At 41.2% G+C, this 17879-nt stretch carries 13 protein-coding genes and 6 tRNA genes; 14 read left to right on the top strand and 5 right to left on the bottom strand.

The features are described from left to right. Positions 1 to 84: 84 nt before the first annotated feature. Both NLF92_RS12205 and NLF92_RS12200 read right to left on the bottom strand, forming a co-directional pair. Positions 85 to 396, bottom strand: coding sequence for a type 2 periplasmic-binding domain-containing protein (locus tag NLF92_RS12205; protein WP_254102361.1), 312 nt, complete (start codon positions 394 to 396; stop codon positions 85 to 87). 146 nt (positions 397 to 542) lie between these two features. Further along, complete coding sequence (locus NLF92_RS12200) at positions 543 to 1376, bottom strand: hypothetical protein (protein ID WP_254102359.1); 834 nt, start codon at positions 1374 to 1376, stop codon at positions 543 to 545. 304 nt (positions 1377 to 1680) lie between these two features. Between NLF92_RS12200 and NLF92_RS12195 the strand changes: the two genes are divergently transcribed. From NLF92_RS12195 to NLF92_RS12140, 12 genes are all read left to right on the top strand, one after another. Continuing rightward, positions 1681 to 5076, top strand: a complete 3396-nt coding sequence (locus tag NLF92_RS12195; protein WP_254102357.1) for a transglutaminase family protein — start codon at positions 1681 to 1683, stop codon at positions 5074 to 5076. Continuing rightward, the gene (locus NLF92_RS12190) at positions 5073 to 7343 is read left to right on the top strand and encodes a circularly permuted type 2 ATP-grasp protein (protein WP_254102355.1); all 2271 of its coding nucleotides are present in this window, start codon (positions 5073 to 5075) and stop codon (positions 7341 to 7343) included. Before NLF92_RS12195 ends, NLF92_RS12190 begins: the two co-directional genes overlap by 4 nt. Further along, complete coding sequence (locus NLF92_RS12185) at positions 7340 to 8218, top strand: transglutaminase family protein (RefSeq protein WP_254102353.1); 879 nt, start codon at positions 7340 to 7342, stop codon at positions 8216 to 8218. Before NLF92_RS12190 ends, NLF92_RS12185 begins: the two co-directional genes overlap by 4 nt. Before the next feature lie 27 nt (positions 8219 to 8245). Then, positions 8246 to 9706 (top strand): circularly permuted type 2 ATP-grasp protein, encoded by a 1461-nt coding sequence (locus tag NLF92_RS12180; RefSeq protein ID WP_254102351.1) that lies wholly within the window; start codon positions 8246 to 8248, stop codon positions 9704 to 9706. Continuing rightward, positions 9706 to 10677 (top strand): alpha-E domain-containing protein, encoded by a 972-nt coding sequence (locus NLF92_RS12175; protein ID WP_254102348.1) that lies wholly within the window; start codon positions 9706 to 9708, stop codon positions 10675 to 10677. Before NLF92_RS12180 ends, NLF92_RS12175 begins: the two co-directional genes overlap by 1 nt. Positions 10678 to 10732: 55 nt before the next feature. Then, the gene (gene murB, locus NLF92_RS12170) at positions 10733 to 11773 is read left to right on the top strand and encodes a UDP-N-acetylmuramate dehydrogenase (RefSeq protein ID WP_254102345.1); all 1041 of its coding nucleotides are present in this window, start codon (positions 10733 to 10735) and stop codon (positions 11771 to 11773) included. 11 nt (positions 11774 to 11784) lie between these two features. Further along, complete coding sequence (birA, locus tag NLF92_RS12165) at positions 11785 to 12765, top strand: bifunctional biotin--[acetyl-CoA-carboxylase] ligase/biotin operon repressor BirA (RefSeq protein ID WP_254102342.1); 981 nt, start codon at positions 11785 to 11787, stop codon at positions 12763 to 12765. Then, a complete protein-coding gene (locus NLF92_RS12160; RefSeq protein WP_254102340.1) occupies positions 12749 to 13507 on the top strand; it encodes a type III pantothenate kinase in 759 nt (252 codons plus the stop codon). Before birA ends, NLF92_RS12160 begins: the two co-directional genes overlap by 17 nt. A 78-nt stretch (positions 13508 to 13585) precedes the next feature. Next, positions 13586 to 13661 (top strand) — tRNA-Thr (locus tag NLF92_RS12155). An 11-nt stretch (positions 13662 to 13672) separates the two neighbouring features. Beyond that, positions 13673 to 13757: transfer RNA gene (locus NLF92_RS12150), tRNA-Tyr, on the top strand. A gap of 112 nt (positions 13758 to 13869) precedes the next feature. Next, a tRNA-Thr gene (locus NLF92_RS12145) sits at positions 13870 to 13945 on the top strand. An 11-nt stretch (positions 13946 to 13956) separates the two neighbouring features. Continuing rightward, positions 13957 to 14041: transfer RNA gene (locus tag NLF92_RS12140), tRNA-Tyr, on the top strand. A 238-nt stretch (positions 14042 to 14279) separates the two neighbouring features. Here the strand turns inward: NLF92_RS12140 and NLF92_RS12135 are convergent. The 3 genes from NLF92_RS12135 to NLF92_RS12125 form a co-directional block, all read right to left on the bottom strand. Beyond that, positions 14280 to 14753, bottom strand: coding sequence for a hypothetical protein (locus tag NLF92_RS12135; RefSeq protein ID WP_254102338.1), 474 nt, complete (start codon positions 14751 to 14753; stop codon positions 14280 to 14282). 220 nt (positions 14754 to 14973) lie between these two features. Next, positions 14974 to 16713 carry a sodium:solute symporter family protein gene (locus NLF92_RS12130; protein WP_254102336.1) on the bottom strand — a complete coding sequence of 580 codons (1740 nt, stop codon included), beginning with the start codon at positions 16711 to 16713 and terminating at the stop codon, positions 14974 to 14976. Positions 16714 to 16715: 2 nt separating this feature from the next. Further along, positions 16716 to 16961 carry a DUF4212 domain-containing protein gene (locus NLF92_RS12125; RefSeq protein WP_254102334.1) on the bottom strand — a complete coding sequence of 82 codons (246 nt, stop codon included), beginning with the start codon at positions 16959 to 16961 and terminating at the stop codon, positions 16716 to 16718. A 655-nt stretch (positions 16962 to 17616) separates the two neighbouring features. Between NLF92_RS12125 and NLF92_RS12120 the strand changes: the two genes are divergently transcribed. Beyond that, positions 17617 to 17691, top strand: a tRNA-Gly gene (locus tag NLF92_RS12120). Between the two features lie 4 nt (positions 17692 to 17695). Beyond that, positions 17696 to 17771: transfer RNA gene (locus NLF92_RS12115), tRNA-Thr, on the top strand. The last annotated feature ends 108 nt before the right edge of the window (positions 17772 to 17879 follow it).

Here is a 17879-nt window from a genome sequence, read left to right as displayed (position 1 = left end):
ATTTGTACATAAAAAACCCCCGAAGGTTTTGTCTAACTTTCGGGGGTCACTTCATTCTTTATGAGCGGCTTTTTTGTATCTATGCTAATAGTTTGGTTCGCTTTCATCTAAAGTGCTAAGCTCTTCCATTATTAGCCTTCTAAACCAGTCATCTTCTGGTTTCTTGTCATTCCGATAGTGCCAGGCCATCATTAATTTCGATTTTATTTCTCTAAGTGGATGTTGATAAACAGTCACTCCATAGCGCTTTGACATATCCATAGCGGTTAACATCGGTACTGTTGCAATAAAATTTGATTGAGCAACTATCTTTGCCAAGCTATGAAATGTGGATGTTGCACTGATATTACGTGTATAACCCAATTTTTCCAATTCTATATCTACCCACGTGCGCATTTCACCACTTGGGTAGTTGCTATGTCCTAACTTACTAAAGGAGGGTTTAGTTTAATGTTTATCTGATCGTACCGTTCCAAAATGTTTATTGCGATTAACTCTTATTTTTTGATGGTAATTTCAGTCATCATTATCTTTTGCTAAGACTAATCATATTTAATCGCTTTTTCTAACTCTTCCCTTTGGGCCATGACCAGATTCACTGCTTCTTTTGATGCGCCACCTTGGATTGCATATTGCGCAACAACATCTCTATCAATCCCAGCATTGATAGCAGAATGCATAATTTTGCCTAACTGCCCTTTATCTGCAGCTGATTCTCGTACAGTAATCGAAACTACTTCTTCAGCATCATCAGGAAATACTGCTAATAACGCATCAACAACATACTCGCCAATTTTAGGTACATACTTTACTGTATTGGACAATATTTCAGTAATTCGCTCAGGGTAGCTTTTAGCCACTGTCTGGACTATCTTGTCTGCTGAGTTAGGCTCGGTGGTTACTGCCACTCTGAGAATATCATTAAAATCTTCTGGTGATGCCTGCATTGCGGCAGCCGCTACAAAACTAACATAACTTGGTTCTGCATTTATCGCTGTTTCTACAATTGAGGCACATTCGCTGATTCCTTTGTCTACAGCAATAGTAACAATTTCTTCTGATGAGTATGGCTGCGCTGAAACCGCAGAATAGATAATTTCTTTATATTGCTCAGGGTATTGATCCAAAGCCACACTGACAATACTTGTAATACTTTCTGGATAATGACTAATTAATGATTTAACAGCCCTACCAGGTGACATAGATAAAGTGACTTGTTGTCGTAAAAACTCTGGTGATAGGTGCCACTTTTCAGTGACTACGTTCTCGGTATCGATACGTTCAGGAGTTTTAGATTCAGACGCATAACTGTCATTAGACACCACAAGTTGTCCGCATATAGCTATACTGGTTGTCAGTAGTACACGATATTTCATTTTTACACCTAATATTTAAGTGAACATTACTGTTCACTGTATTCAGACAAATTACACTATAAATAGTTCATGATCCATGAAATTGTTTACAATTTTTCAACATTTGCGATGAGCTATTAACATCCTTTAGCCTACATTAGTCTATTTTTTATTAGGTATCCTCCTGCTATCCTTAGTATATTTTTTATACGGTCACTTTTTATGCAGATCAGACCTTTATTTGCTTTTCTTACCTAATATTACTGGTATTATAGTGTTATATCTGTAGACACATGGTGTGTCACCTAAATAAGAATGGAATCTTATGACTGTTACTGTTGCTTTAACGCATCATACTGCTTACGAGTATGATCGTCCTACTACACTTGGCCCGCATGTTTTTCGTTTAAAACCAGCCCCGCATTGTCGCACTCCTATTGAGAGCTATAGTTTAAAAATTCTGCCGGAGGATCATTTTATCAACTGGCAACAAGATGCTTTTGGTAATTATCTTGCCAGAGTTGTATTTAATAAACCTACGCGCCATTTTAGTTTTAGCGTTGATTTAACTGCGCCGCTGCATGCTATCAATCCTTTTGACTTCTTTGTTGAAGAATATGCTGAAAACTTCCCTTTTACTTATGATGAGCAAACTGCTGTTGATGTCAGTGCATATACAAAAAATTATGAGGGTAATCCTGCTTTATTAGATTTTGTTGAACCTTTACTACCAAAGCAGCCACTTCGAACCGTTGATTTTTTGGTTGCGGTAAACCAAGCTGTCAACAACCTTGTTGATTACACTATCCGTCTCGAACCAGGTGTGCAAACCGTCGTTGAAACATTGACTGAAAAAACGGGTTCGTGCCGTGACTCATCATGGTTACTGGTCGAGGCTTTTCGAGCTATGGGTTTAGCTGCACGTTTTGTTTCTGGTTATATAGTCCAGTTAGCGCCAGATGAGAAATCTCTGGACGGTCCTAGTGGTCCAGAACAAGATTTTACTGATCTGCATGCGTGGGCTGAGGTATATATTCCGGGGGCGGGCTGGGTTGGTTTAGATCCGACTTCTGGCTTATTTGCCAGCGAGGGACATATCCCCCTAGCGTGTACTCCTGAACCAATATCCGCAGCTCCGGTAACTGGGGGACTTGACGAATGTGAAGTCACTCAATTTGATTTTGCTAATGAAGTCACTCGAATCAAAGAGTTACCGCGTATTACCAAACCCTATACAGAACAAACTTGGACAGCAGTAGAACAACTAGCTAACCAAGTTGAATCTGCATTAGAACAAGCAGATATCCCTCTGACGATGGGTGGCGAACCTACATTTGTTGCGATTGATGATTATGAAGCCCCAGAGTGGAATACTGAAGCTGATGGACCGCACAAACGCAAATTAGCACATGAACTATTCTTGAAGATGGAGCAAGAGTTCACTACTCAAGGTATTCGTCATTACGGGCAAGGAAAGTGGTATCCAGGTGAAGCTTTACCTAGATGGCAGTATGCCGCATATTGGCGTAAAGACGGTCTACCTTTGTGGCAGCATTTAGATTTGTTAGGTGCGGTGACTGCTGATTATGGCTATGGTGCAACCGAAGCGGAACAATTCAGTGCACAGTTATTATCGATTCTGACATTGCCTAAAGAGGCTCGAACAACGTGTTATGAAGATACCTTGTATCACATGTGGCAAGAGGCCTCTTTGCCTCAAGAAGTATCACCAAATGATCCTAAATTATTAGATAAAATGTCACGTTTGCAGTTTTTGCAAAAGATGCAACGAGGCATTGAGCAACCAGTGGGTTATGTTATTCCACTGGGCTATGACGATATTCATTCCCAATGGTTATCTACTCGATGGTCATTCAAGCGCGAACATTGTTTCTTGTTACCTGGTGATTCACCATTGGGTTATCGCTTGCCTTTGGAGAGTTTACAAACAACAGAACCTGAAATTCTTAATGATCCTTCCGTATTAGATGCACCATTGGGTCAGCATGTACCGCACAACAGAGCAAAAATGACCGATAAACCTATTCGTACAGCTCTGGCCATAGAGGCACGTGAAGGTCGCTTGTATGTGTTCTTACCGCCGACACGTTCGACAGAACAATTTCTACATTTGCTCAATGCTATTGAACAAACAGCGGTACAAACCGGATTTAAGATTATCTTGGAAGGCTATGAGCCACCGAAAGATATGCGTCTTCATAAGTTTGCTGTAACACCAGATCCTGGTGTCATTGAAGTGAACATTCATCCTGCAAGTGATTGGGCAACGTTAGCTAAAAATACGACAAAGCTTTATGAGTTAGCTCGTAGTTGTCGTCTAAATACTGAAAAATACATGGTAGATGGGCGACAAACAGGAACGGGTGGGGGCAACCATGTTACTTTGGGCGCAGCTACACCACTGGCATCGCCATTTTTAAAACGCCCTGATGTATTACGAAGTTTTATAACGTTTTGGCAGCATCATCCTAGCTTGTCATATTTGTTTTCTGGTCAATTTATTGGGCCGACGAGTCAAGCGCCTCGTGTTGATGAGGCACGTGATGAATTGTTATATGAATTAGAACTTGCGTTCTCACAATTTCCTGAAGGCGAGTGTGACCAACCTTGGTTAGTCGATCGTTTATTGCGTAATTTACTGGTTGATTTAACGGGCAATACCCATCGTGCTGAATTTTGTATTGATAAACTTTATTCTCCTGACTCAGCAACAGGGCGCTTGGGTATTGTCGAATTCAGAGGGTTCGAGATGCCACCTCATGCTCGAATGAGCTTGGTACAGATGTTGTTACTTAGAGCATTGTTAGTCTCTTTTTGGCACAAACCATACCACAAGCCATTGGCGCGTTGGGGCACACAGTTGCATGATAAATATATGTTACCTCATTATGTGAGAGAAGATTTACAACAAGTCTGTGAGTACTTACAAGCTTCTGGGTATATGTTTAAACAGGAGTATTTCACGCCATTTTTTGAATTTCGATTCCCTAAATGTGGTGAAGCTCAGTTTGGTTCGGTGCACCTCGCGTTACATTCTGCCATTGAACCATGGCATGTAATGGGAGAAGAAGCATCTACTCAAGGGACATCAAGATATGTTGATTCTTCGCTAGAGCGTGTTGAAATTGCTATTCAAAACGCTGAGCCAAATCGTTACGTCGTAGCGTGTAATGGCCGTCGAGTCCCTTTGCAACCCACCGCAACCCAAGGACACTTTGTAGCGGGAGTGCGTTTTCGCGCATGGCAACCACCATCAGCACTGCATCCAACTATTGGGGTCCATGCACCGCTGACATTTGATGTTTTTGACACGTGGAACAATCGTTCTGTAGGCGGTATAACATATCATGTGGCCCACCCTGGAGGACGTGCGTTTGATACTTTTCCGGTGAATGGTTTAGAGGCGGAGGGAAGACGTATTGCCCGCTTTAATGATTCAGGACATTCCATTCATATAAGTCAGATGACGGATGACGAGGGTTTTACTGCGCCTTCTGCGACTAAGTATGCAGAAGCAGTTGCGCGTACTTATCTGGGTAATGTTACTTCGGTAAGTGAACAAACATCTACCTCTACAACACGAGCTGAAGTAAAAGCCCAAGATGAAAGTCCATTTGTGATACCTGCAGAAGAGCCGTTAAATCCTCATTATCCGATGACGTTAGATCTCCGTCGCCCAGTGGAGTTTTATTCTAAATGACGACTAATGTAGAGCAGAGTACGGGGTTGAACGCTACATTTGCGCTAAACCAAAACTATATCAATCAGTTAAATCCGGTTGATATTGCTTTGCGTGCTACAGAATTACAGCGTTTACAAAGACAAGAACAGCGCTTGGAGAATAGCAGTCAAATACAGTACCGCTTTGATCCTATTCCGTGTTTTTTTGCCGAAAAAGATTGGGAATCTATTCACGCTTACATAGGACAGATATCCCATCTTTGTCAAAATTTACTCCACGATTTGTTGCATGAGCAACAAGCTTTAATTACGGATACAAAACTGCGTACTGCGCTGTCTGCAGATCCCTTGTTTCAAGTTGAGACATTGGATCTATACAAGCATGCTCAAGCAGTCCCCACATTATTGTCTTTTGATGTGACCTTAGATCAACAAGGTTGTTTTACTTTGGATGCCATCAACGGCAACAACCCCAAAGGTTTAGGTGTTTTATTACAACAACGTTTGCTGTCTAGACGGCTGTTAAGTGATGCCTTTTCAGAACACAATGTTGCTCGTTTATTACCATTTTTGGATGCTATGCAAAGTGCGATAGCAGATGCCAGTCAGCATAATTCAGAGCCCAATATCGTAATGTTAGCTGGGACACAGAACGATTGCGACTACGATGAACAGTTATTTTTAGCCATGTACCTCGGTTTTAAATTAGTACATAGCGGAGATTTAACAAACCGCGATGGTAAAATCTGGTTGAAGACCTTGTCGGGTTTGGAGCAAGTCGACATTATTGTGCGTTGGCCTGATAGTACATTGTTAGATCCTCTTGAGCATGTTTTTGCCGCGACTGATAGTGTTGTAGGATTATGCCAAGCCATTCGTAGTAACAATGTCACAGTGATTAACCCCCTGACTACAGGTTTATTAAAGCATGCTAGTGTTGTGCAGTATATACGCGAGCAATTACCCCAATTTCCGCAAATGGATAATCCCTTGCAACTTCCCTTTTGGGAAGGTGATGGCTTGAGTTTGAAACCGGTAGTGTTTCGTTGCTTTAGTCTGGTTTTACCGAATCAAATAATAGTGCTCCCTAGTGCCTTAGTGTTGCAAACCAATTCCGCTGACGAATATATACCGACCAAGGATGTGTGGGTTCAAACTGCAAAAATTCCTGCTTCGCAGCCGATCAAACATCTAATTACACCGTTACAACAAGCGCATTATTACGATGAATCGTTGGTCAGTCGCACCGCTGAAAACTTGTTTTGGTTGGGGAATTTACAAGAGCGCTGTGAAAGTCATATCCGTTTTTTACGTTTGTACATGGATAAACTATCTGAACTACCCATGTATCCGGATATCCAAAACCAAGAAATGATGTTGTTGTTACAGCAAATGTTAAAACAAAATAGCTGTATTTATCCTTACCAAGCCCTCAATAGTGAACACTTAGAATACACTCAGTTACATGCTGCTAAAACCGCTTTAATCAATAGCTTACAAGCACTAGATAATCCTTCAAGTTTTAAGCAAGTCTTACAAGACTTTACTCGAACGGCATGGCAAGTCCGTGATTTGTTGGTTCAGGATGGGGTAAGTCCTTTAGAGCATATCGGCCAAGCTGTTCGTTGGTTAGACAAGATTACAGTAGATACGCCTAAGCATATTATACAAGCTGAATTAGACCAAATTATGGGACATTTATTGACTTTTGAGGGGGCATTACAAGATGTGATGTCTCAACAAAATGGCCAATTTATGCTTTCTTTTGGACGCCGTATCGCACGTAGTGAGCAGTTACTAGCCCAAATTTTAGCGTGTTTATGTCATGATCAATTAGCAACTTTAGAGCAGCCAAGTTTGCACTTGTTGTTGCAGTCGCAACAAAGCAGTGTGACGTTTAAACGCCGTTACCGACTGCAAGAATCAGTACAAAATGCTTTAGAACTCATGCTGTTGGATATTGATTACCCCCGGTCGCTCGCTTTCCAAATAGAAACATTAATGGAGCTATCGGCACAACTACCTAAAACCACGAGGACAGTATTTTTACATCCTTTTGAACAACGTTTGTTAAAGATTAAAGCGTTATGCCACAGCACTCCTCTAGTTCAGTTAGCAAGCATTGAGGGTGGGAAGCGACTGTGTTTAGAACAAGTCATCACTGATTTGCAAGCCGCTTACCAGAGTTTACGAGAAGCTGTTCAGACTCAGTATTTCACTCATACCGAGCTCCAAGATACCGCTCACAGACAAACCTATGGTGTAATACAGCGAGGCGAATTATGAAGTATAAAATTACGCATACGACCGTCTACCAGTACGCCGATAAGGTGAGCTTGTCACAAAATCAAGCGCGTTTAATGCCCGCAAACCTGGCTCAACAAACGTGCTTGGAAAGTGAATTGAGGATATCCCCTGTACCCAGTTTTCAGTATAGTTATTTGGACAGTTTTAATAATTTGGTGACACACTTTGACATTACTGTACAGCATCAGATATTGGCCGTGACATCAACGCATGTCGTGGAAATTGCCCAACGTCCCCAATTAGAATTAGTGTATATCGATACACATTGGGAAGCGGTACATAGCAGTGTACACCGTCCTTTGAATAAAGCTGGTCTAGATATTTACTTGCATAGTCTACCTACGACTTATACCCATTCGACACCAGATATTCTAGCGTATACCCAAGTTTCATTTAGTCCTGGACGCGATATGTTGATGGCGTGCAAGTGTCTAATGGAGCGTATTTTTAACGATTTTGAATTTGATAGCCAAGCCACGACAGTAAATGCGACAGCTCCGGATATTTTTGCTTTAAAAAAGGGAGTCTGCCAAGATTTTGTTCATGTTGCATTGGCGTGTTTACGTTCAATTGGTTTGGCCTGTCAGTACGTCAGTGGTTATATTGAAACATTTCCACCTGAAGGTGAGGAAAAATTAGTAGGGGCAGATGCTACGCATGCTTGGTATGCCGTATTTTTGCCCAGCCATGGCTGGATTGAGTTTGATCCAACCAATAATGTGTTGCCCAGTAATCAACATATACGTTTAGCAACAGGGCGCGATTATTTGGATGTTGCACCACTAAAAGGTCTGATTTATGGCGGTGGAGACCATCAACTCGATGTATCTGTCGATATGAATCGCATCAATTAAATTAATTTAGAAATAACAAGGAAAGTTATGAAAAACGCATGGCAGCAGTACGATACTCGCGGCTTTTATGATGAATTAATGCAAACTAACGGTGAGCCAAAAGCCTTTGGCAAAGCCATTGTAGATCATTTGTCAGGGCTCAACGCAGCTGAAATGAAACAAGCTCGGGGGATTGCAGATCTTGCAATCAAAGAATTAGGTATCACGTTTACCGTCTATGGTGAAGGCAGTTGTATTGATCGTGCTTGGCCGGTGGATATTATTCCACGCGTGATCGAACAAAAAGAATGGCAACATGTAGAGGCTGGCCTAGCTCAGCGTGTGCAAGCATTAAATATGTTCATTGCCGATTTATATGACAAACAGAGCATCATTAAAGATAAAATTTTCCCAGGTGAAGTGCTAGCTCAATCACAAAATTTTCGCAAAGAATGCGTTGGTGTAAAACCGAAAAATGATATTTGGGCGCATATTTGTGGCACCGATTTAGTGCGTGACGGCGAAGGCAAAATGTGTGTTTTAGAAGATAATTTACGAGTACCTTCTGGAGTATCTTATATGTTGGAAAATCGTTCTGTTTTGAAGCGTGTTTTCCCAGAACTTTTTGCCCAAGTCAATGTACTTCCTGTCAATGACTATGCATCACAGTTGTTCAACATGTTGGCAGAAATGTCGCCACGAACTGGTGATGAACCAGAAATTGTGGTGTTGACGCCAGGTAAATTTAACTCAGCTTATTTTGAACATTGTTACCTTGCCCAAGAAATGGGTTGTGAGTTAGTCGAAGGTACAGATTTACTGGTCGATGAACATGACGTGGTCTATATGCGCACGGTATACGGCATGCGCCGCGTTGATGTAATTTACCGTCGGATTGACGATCTATTCTTGGACCCAGAGGTCTTTGCTAAAGATTCAGTACTTGGTGTCGCTGGATTAATGCGAGCATGGCGAGCAGGGAATGTAGCACTCGTCAATGCACCTGGCGCAGGTGTTGCTGATGACAAAGTGGTATATAGCTATGTGCCAGAGATGATTAAGTATTATCTCGGTGAAGAGATGCTCCTTCCGAATGTTGAAACATACCGTTGTTTAGATCCAAAAGAGCGCCAGTATGTTATTGAAAATATTGACAAGTTAGTCGTGAAACCTGCCAATGAATCAGGTGGATATGGTTTATTGATAGGACCGCATGCTACACCAGCAGAACGCGAACATACGATTGCACAAATTCATGCTGATCCAAGAAACTTTATCGCCCAACCGACGTTGAATTTATCTCGTGTACCTACTTTAGATGAGCATAATGACGTGGCTGGACGTCACGTTGATTTGCGTCCATTTATTTTATCTTCTGGTAAATCGACCTATGTCACTACCGGTGGCTTAACCAGGGTCGCTATGAAGAAAGGTTCTTTGGTCGTAAACTCATCGCAAGGTGGTGGTAGTAAAGATACCTGGATTGTTGCACAGCCGGAGGCCGTATAATGTTATCGAGAGTTGCAGAAAATTTGTATTGGTCGGCACGCTACTTAGAGCGTGCTGATAATTTATCCCGCGTAGTCATGATCAATAATTTGCTGTTGATGGATTTACCCAAAGGCGTATCAACAGGTTGGGAACCCTTGTTGGATATTGTTGGTGTGAAAAAGGGGTTTTATGAGCACTACAAAACCCCTAATGAACAAAACGTAATTAAATATTTGATTACAGATGAACGCAATACGTCTTCACTGGCTTCATCTATTGCTAATGCGCGTAACAATTTGCGTTCGGTGCGTGAAGTTTTGCCAAGACACACATGGCAATTAGTCAATAGTCTGTATTTGTATATTCAAGAGCATCAAAAAGATGCCTTATCAAAACGTGCAAGGTTTGCTTTTTTTGAGCATGTATCCGATAGTATATTGACGATATTTGGCGCACTGGATGCCACGATGTCACATAACGTTGGGTTTACTTTCTTGCGTTTTGGAATGTATGTGGAGCGGGCGGATATGACATCGCGGATCCTCGATGTGCGCAGTGCAACATTAATTGAAGAAGACGATGAGAAACCGTTTGAGAATATTCAATGGGTAAGTGTCTTGCGTTCAATGAGTGCTTATCAAATGTATCGCCAAAGTATGGGGGTCAAAGTAAAACGTCGCCATGTTGTGGAATTTATTTTACAAGACCGGTACTTCCCTCGGAGTATCGCATTTTGTTTGAGTAAATTACTCATGCTCGGTCAGGATTTTACAATGAGCAAAGACTTAGAAAGACGCTTGTTGTATAGCATCGATTCAATTCAGGCCCAAGATGTGGATATATTAAAGGGCAAAGCGTTGCATGATTTTATTGATTCTTTGCAAGTTAACTTAGCTGAGGTACATGCTTTGCTATGTGACCAGTTTTTTACCCTGCCAAGAGAAACAGAAACAACGCTGATCCAAATGAGCACCTCAGTGGCAAACTGATAGCATAAAAAACTAAAAAAAAAGCAGTAGCGCTGATATACTCAAAGAAAAACAAATGACTTTGATTGTGTCAGCACTACAAAACCTTCATACTTTTGGTCTTCCCTACCACGCCTCCAATATTGTTGAGATACAACAGGTAAGAGATGTGGCGAAAATTTTATCTTGCTCCGAGCCTTATGTCATTTTAGGTGAGGGGAGTAATACTATTTTTACTACAGATTTCTCTGGAACCGTATTTGTTAATCGTCTCAAAGGGATCGAGCTTCAAGAAAACGCAGATGCTTATCACCTAACCGTCGCTGCTGGGGAAAACTGGCATGCATTGATTGAATGGTGTTTGGCTCGAGATATCGGCGGATTTGAAAATCTTGCGTTGATTCCTGGTACAGTAGGAGCAACCCCTATTCAGAATATTGGGGCCTATGGTGTTGAGATTAAGCAATTCCTGAAGAGCGTGAAATATATTGACTTGCGTTCCGGTGAGGAAAGAATACTCGCTCATGCTGATTTAGCTTTGGGTTATCGAGATAGTATTTTCAAGCACAGTTTACAGGGCCATTATTTTATTACTGAGGTCTCTTTTGTATTACCAAAAGTATATGAACTGGTCTTGGATTATGGTGAGCTAGCGCAACTCACAGACCCGACCAAACATACTGTGTTTAAGAAAGTTGTTGAGATCCGTTCTGCGAAATTACCGGACCCAAAACAAGTAGGTAATTCAGGGAGTTTTTTCAAAAACCCCGTCGTAGCATTAGAAATATTAGAACAGGTCCAAAAAACCTACCCTAGTGTTCCATATTATGTTGTGAATGAGAATACGGTAAAAATCCCAGCAGCATGGTTGATTGATCAGGCGGGTTTTAAGGGGCGATATATGGGAGGAGTCCAATGTCACCCAAAACAAGCGCTGGTGTTAACTAATGCCAACCAAGCCCTCGGCCCCGAGGTACTCAGTTTTGCGCGAACTATCCAAAAAACAGTAGCAAAATTATTCCAAGTTCATTTAGAAAATGAAGTGTGTTTACTTGGTCAAAAAGGCCCTACAGACTTAAGTACTTTTGCGCCACTCGAACAATTATCCATAAAGTAATCAGAGAAATTATGCACGTAACACGCAATAAAATATTACAAACTTTAGCCGGTGGTGAATTTATATCTGGTACTGAGTTAGGTGAAGTAAGCGGAGTATCACGTACCGCAGTTGCAAAACATATTGATGGATTACGTGAACTTGGTTTGGATATTTTTTCGGTAAAGGGCAGAGGGTACAAACTGGCCAAACCTATCGATTTATTGAATCACGAATCTATTGAGTACAACTATAGCAAAGTCCAACAGGTAGCTTACCCAGGAACTTGTTACATTCAACCCATCATCGATTCTACCAATACTTTTCTCAAGACAAAGTTAGCTGAAGGGGTTTTAAAAGATGGCGACGCGTGCTTAGCTGAGTCGCAAACAGCCGGACGTGGTCGACAAGGTAAAACATGGGTATCCCCTTTTGCCAGTAGTATTTACATGTCGATTTATCGGCGCTTTTCGGGGGGGTATCAGACTATTTCTGGTCTGAGTTTGGTGATTGGCTTGGCTGTGGCAGATGCCCTAGATGAACTAGGGGTCAAAGATGTCCAACTAAAATGGCCCAATGATATTTATGTCAACATGCAAAAAATTGCAGGTATCTTAATAGAAATAGAAGGTGCCGTTGGCGATGAAGTTGATAGCATTATCGGCATAGGCGTAAATGTGAGTTTACCCGAAGATGTTTCGGGTATTGACCAAGCTTTCACCGACTGTAATACCCACACGCTCGCTCCGATTAGTCGTAATGAATTAGTGGCATTATTATTGAAGTTTTTGAATATACACCTAGACACTTTTATTGTGTATGGATTGGTACCTTTTATGGACCGTTGGCACAGTAAAGATGCCTTTTATCACAAAGCGGTTAAATTACTTGCTGGCCAATCGGTAATTGAAGGGATAGGTATGGGAATTAATGAAACAGGCGCCATCTTATTGCAAGTCAATGGTGAGTTGCAAGCCTTCCACGGAGGAGAGATCAGTGTCAGGGGTATCTAACTGGTTATTGATTGATATAGGTAACACTTCGATCAAGTATGCTGTGGTTGATACGCATACTGATCCAGAGTTTCTCGAGGTTCACCAAGCACAGAATTTAAATGAATTAGGCGATGTTTTGGCTAGTGTTCAGCATGTTGCGCTAGCGAGTGTTCGCGAACCAGAAAACTTAAGTGCATTTATAGATGATCTTCATTCCCAAGGGATACCAGTACATATCGCGCAAACCCAAAAAATTCAGCGAATAGGGCGTGTGCACTTACAAAACAGTTATAAGACTCCTGAAAATATGGGAGTAGACCGTTGGTTAGCAATGATTGCAGGCGTGTATTTTGCTGAGCGTATCACTGAACATAATGTACTTGTGACCGATGCTGGTACTGCAATTACGTGTGACGTTGTAGTGGGGCATATGCACAAGGGTGGCTTTATTGCACCAGGCTTGCAGATGTTAAAACAAGCCCTTTACCAGAACACCCAAAAGGTCTTTGGCACAGAGGATACACCCACAACAATTTCCCTTGGTAAAGATACACCTGAATGTGTCAATGCTGGCTGTTTGGCCCAAGTCGAAGGTACAGTTAGACAAGCCCAAGAGCAAATGCAAAACTACGCTGAAAATTATCTGCTACTAATCAGTGGCGGCGACCGAAAATACCTCGCTAACATACAACAAAACCCCAAAATGTATATCGAAAATGCGGTTCTTTCAGGTCTTTGTATAACATTCGTACAAGACTAGAAAAAAATGCGCATTTTCTTTAATTAACTGTTGCCAAGAGCCTAACTCTCCACTAATATACGCACCACTTGATGACGTGCCGACTTAGCTCAGTTGGTAGAGCAACTGACTTGTAATCAGTAGGTCGCCAGTTCGATTCCGGCAGTCGGCACCATCAACCCTTTTGGAGGGGTACCCAAGCGGTCAACGGGAGCAGACTGTAAATCTGCCGGCTCAGCCTTCGCAGGTTCGAATCCTGCCCCCTCCACCACCATTTTAAAAAACGTATTTATACGTTTTTTTCACATTTTAGAGATGTGTTGTAAATCTCTAATATATCTACTTTTACTCTTGTAATTCAGATATATACGCTTTGATGATGTGCCGACTTAGCTCAGTTGGTAGAGCAACTGACTTGTAATCAGTAGGTCGCCAGTTCGATTCCGGCAGTCGGCACCATCAACCCTTTTGGAGGGGTACCCAAGCGGTCAACGGGAGCAGACTGTAAATCTGCCGGCTCAGCCTTCGCAGGTTCGAATCCTGCCCCCTCCACCATTATCTGTACATATTAAAACCGATCCCTATACACTAAAACCGATACATCAAAACCTAAACACACCAGAATTCTTGCATATAACAATCATTGATAGTTCTTGTGTATGGATGGGCTGTTAATAGTTCACCAAATACTGAACCTTGTTCGAGTAAAATGATTAATCAGATAAATAGGTGGAGAAATAGTGGGGAGCTGGGTAAAAACAAGCGCTCGTAAAACAAGCGCTCAGAAAAATGCTTATTCGCTAGCGGTGGTACTGACAAATTCACCAAAGTATTGACCACCTTTGACTGTCGCAACAAAGCGGATTTTGTGTTCAGCGCCTGCCACAGCAACCTGGTCCTTTAATGGTGTCGTATCATACCAATAATACGGGCTCTCTGGACGCATACCCATGGGATAAGTTTCCTGAACGTCGTTCTCATCTACCAAGATCAATGTCATTGTATCTAATGGGAAAGTTGCATTTGCAGTAACACGTCCTTCTTCTAAATAAATGCTAATCTTGAACTCACCAGATTGAACGATGCAATTTTTCAGTTGTATATCGCAAATATTGTTAATCGGTTGCATTTCGTAATAGCGCGTTTCATTAGCTTGGGATTCGGCCCAAAAATCAGCAGCACCAAAGCCTAAAATCAATAATATAGGGGCAACAAAAATGGCAATTTTTGTATGCTTGCTAAGGTCATTGAACTTCTTGAAAATCATGATTGTTTCCTACAAATACCTAGATGATATCTATTGTCTGTTGAGGTGTATACAGCTTCTATCATACCAATTTAGGACGAGTAGAGGAAGTGGAACGGTACTTCTTTCTGTGTGTTTAGTATGCTTAAAGCAAAATATAAAAACGAATAAAATCAGTATGTTTACTCAAAAAAAAACCTCTAACCGAAGTCAGAGGTTTTAGCTTAAAGCAAATGCTTTCTTAGTGGTCGTGTGCTGCCGCAATTTCACCGTGTGGTGAACGGAAGTTATCAACCATGTCAGCAATTTCTTTAGGTGCTGGTGAAGTAGACTTCAGTACAATGTATGCTACTGCGAAGTTAACAATTGCACCAACTGCACCAAATGCATTTGGAGAGATACCTAAGAACCAGTTAGCTTCTAAGCCACCTAGGAATGAAGTACCTGGAATGAACATGATACCTTTGTGTTGGAATACATAAAGCATTGTCACACCAAGACCTGCAACCATACCTGCAATTGCGCCTTTATCATTCATTGTGCGAGAGAATATACCCATCATTAAGGCTGGGAAGATAGAAGATGCAGCTAGACCAAAGGCTAGAGCAACTGTACCTGCCGCAAATCCTGGTGGATTTAGACCCAAGTAACCAGCGAATAGAATCGAGATAGACATAACTACACGACCTAACATCAATTCAGTTTTCTCATCCATATCTGGTGTAAGGATACCTTTCATCAAATCGTGCGAGATAGATGAAGATATTGCAAGTAATAGACCGGCCGCGGTTGAAAGTGCCGCTGCTAGACCACCTGCCGCAACAAGTGCGATGACCCAGTTAGGTAAGTTTGCGATTGAAGGGTTAGCTAGTACCATGATGTCACGGTCAACTTTAACCATTTCGTTAGTTGCCTTATCAGCAGTGTATTGGATTTTGCCATCGCCATTCTTATCTTCGAATGCCAATAGACCCGTTCTTTCCCAATCTTTGAACCACTGAGGACGTTCTGCATAGTTGATGTTTTCACCAGCTGCTGGTTGAATCGTGTTCATAAGGTTGAAACGAGCCATTGCACCAACTGCAGGAGCTACAGTGTAAAGTAAAGCGATGAATACTAATGCATAACCTGCAGAAGAACGTGCTGCTTTAACTGAAGGAACAGTGAAGAAACGCATGATTACGTGTGGTAAACCAGCTGTACCAATCATTAGAGATAAAGTATAAGCGAACATGTTTAATGAACCGCCTAGCTTGCTAGTGGTATACTCTTGGAAACCAAGATCAGTCACGACCATGTCTAATTTATCTAATAAGTAAACACCACTGCCATCAGCAAGAGTAGAACCAAGACCTAATTGTGGGATTGGGTTACCTGTTAACTGGAATGAGATGAAGATTGCAGGAATCGTATATGCAGTGATTAGTACAATGTACTGAGCGATCTGCGTATAAGTAATCCCTTTCATGCCACCTAAAACAGCATAGAAGAAAACAACAGCCATACCGATGTATAGACCAGTATCGTATTCAACTTCTAAGAAACGAGAGAATGCAACACCAACACCTTTCATTTGACCGATGATGTAAGTTACAGACGCTACGATTAGACAGATGATTGTTACAATACGTGCTGTCTTAGAATAGAAACGATCACCGATAAATTCTGGAACCGTGAACTTACCGTGCTTACGCATGTATGGTGCTAAACACATTGCTAGAAGTACGTAACCGCCTGTCCAACCCATAAGGAAAACAGAACCGCCGTAGCCTAAGAATGCAATCAGACCAGCCATGGAGATAAATGATGCAGCAGACATCCAGTCGGCACCGATAGCCATACCGTTTTGGAATGGAGTAACACCACCACCAGCTGCGTAGAAATCAGCAGTAGATCCAGCTCTCGCCCAGATAGCGATTGCGAAATACAGACCGAATGTGCCAAATACTGCAATATATGTATATATCTTTAACTCATCCATTATTATTCCCCTGAATCATACTTTTTATCTAAGTCGTTCATTTTCTTTCCATACCAGAAAATAAGCGCTAAGAATGTGTAAATTGAACCTTGTTGTGCAAACCAAAATCCTAATTTATATCCACCAATCTGAATTTCATTTAGTATGTCGACAAATAATAAGCCGCAACCAAAAGAAACAATAAACCAGATTACAAGGCAGATTTTTATTACGCGAAGGTTTTCTTGCCAGTAGCTTGAATTCTCCACAGTCTTCTCCCAGAATTGTTGTCTTAGGCCTAAAACGACCCATATTGACGTTAATGTTTGATAAACCTAGCGGTGGTGCTTTATTATTATTGTTAAAAAAGTTAATAAGAATGCATGCCAGGTGTATCGCCAGTTAAAAAGTTTATAGATGTGTTAAATATTTGCTATAAAACTTTAGTCGATCTAGCCCTGTAAAAGCATATTTTTCTATTTGATTGGCCGTTTGTTTTAAACGTGTTTTTTTGTAACTTGTTGTTTTTATTTGCTTTGTGTTTCTTTTTTCTGTTTTTTTTCGAGTTTTTATTGCCGTGGATAGTGAATTCTACAAATGTTAAAAGCATTAACAAAATAGTTGCATTTGAGTTTTTAGTGAAATGTCTTACATTTATAACGGTTACTTTTTGATGTGATATTTATGAAGTTATTGTTATTAAAGGTACTTTTACTACTCATTGTCAGAATGATATTTGGATTCGTTTTTACCTACATTTTTTTCCCATTTATACTTGCAATATCCCTGCTACTTCGTATAATGCGCAAACTTTTTCGCGATAGAATAATTTTTATTTTGCGCGTAAAGTTTTCTGATGGTTTGATATACATATATAATATGCATGTCTCCACTATGATAGTGGCCAAAAAGAATAAGCAGTATGCGGGCATCGTATAATGGCTATTACCTCAGCCTTCCAAGCTGATGATGCGGGTTCGATTCCCGCTGCCCGCTCCACTATGCTGATATAGCTCAGTTGGTAGAGCGCACCCTTGGTAAGGGTGAGGTCGGCAGTTCAAATCTGCCTATCAGCACCATATTCTTACCATTACAGAATTAACTTATTTTTTAATTAACTTTGCTGGGAAATAGAAAAATGGCAAAAGAAAAGTTTGAACGTACGAAACCGCACGTAAACGTAGGTA

Origin of the sequence: Opacimonas viscosa (assembly GCF_024199005.1) — a bacterium.
GTDB lineage: Bacteria > Pseudomonadota > Gammaproteobacteria > Enterobacterales > Alteromonadaceae > Opacimonas > Opacimonas viscosa.
This window is presented reverse-complemented; position numbering and strand designations above follow the sequence as displayed.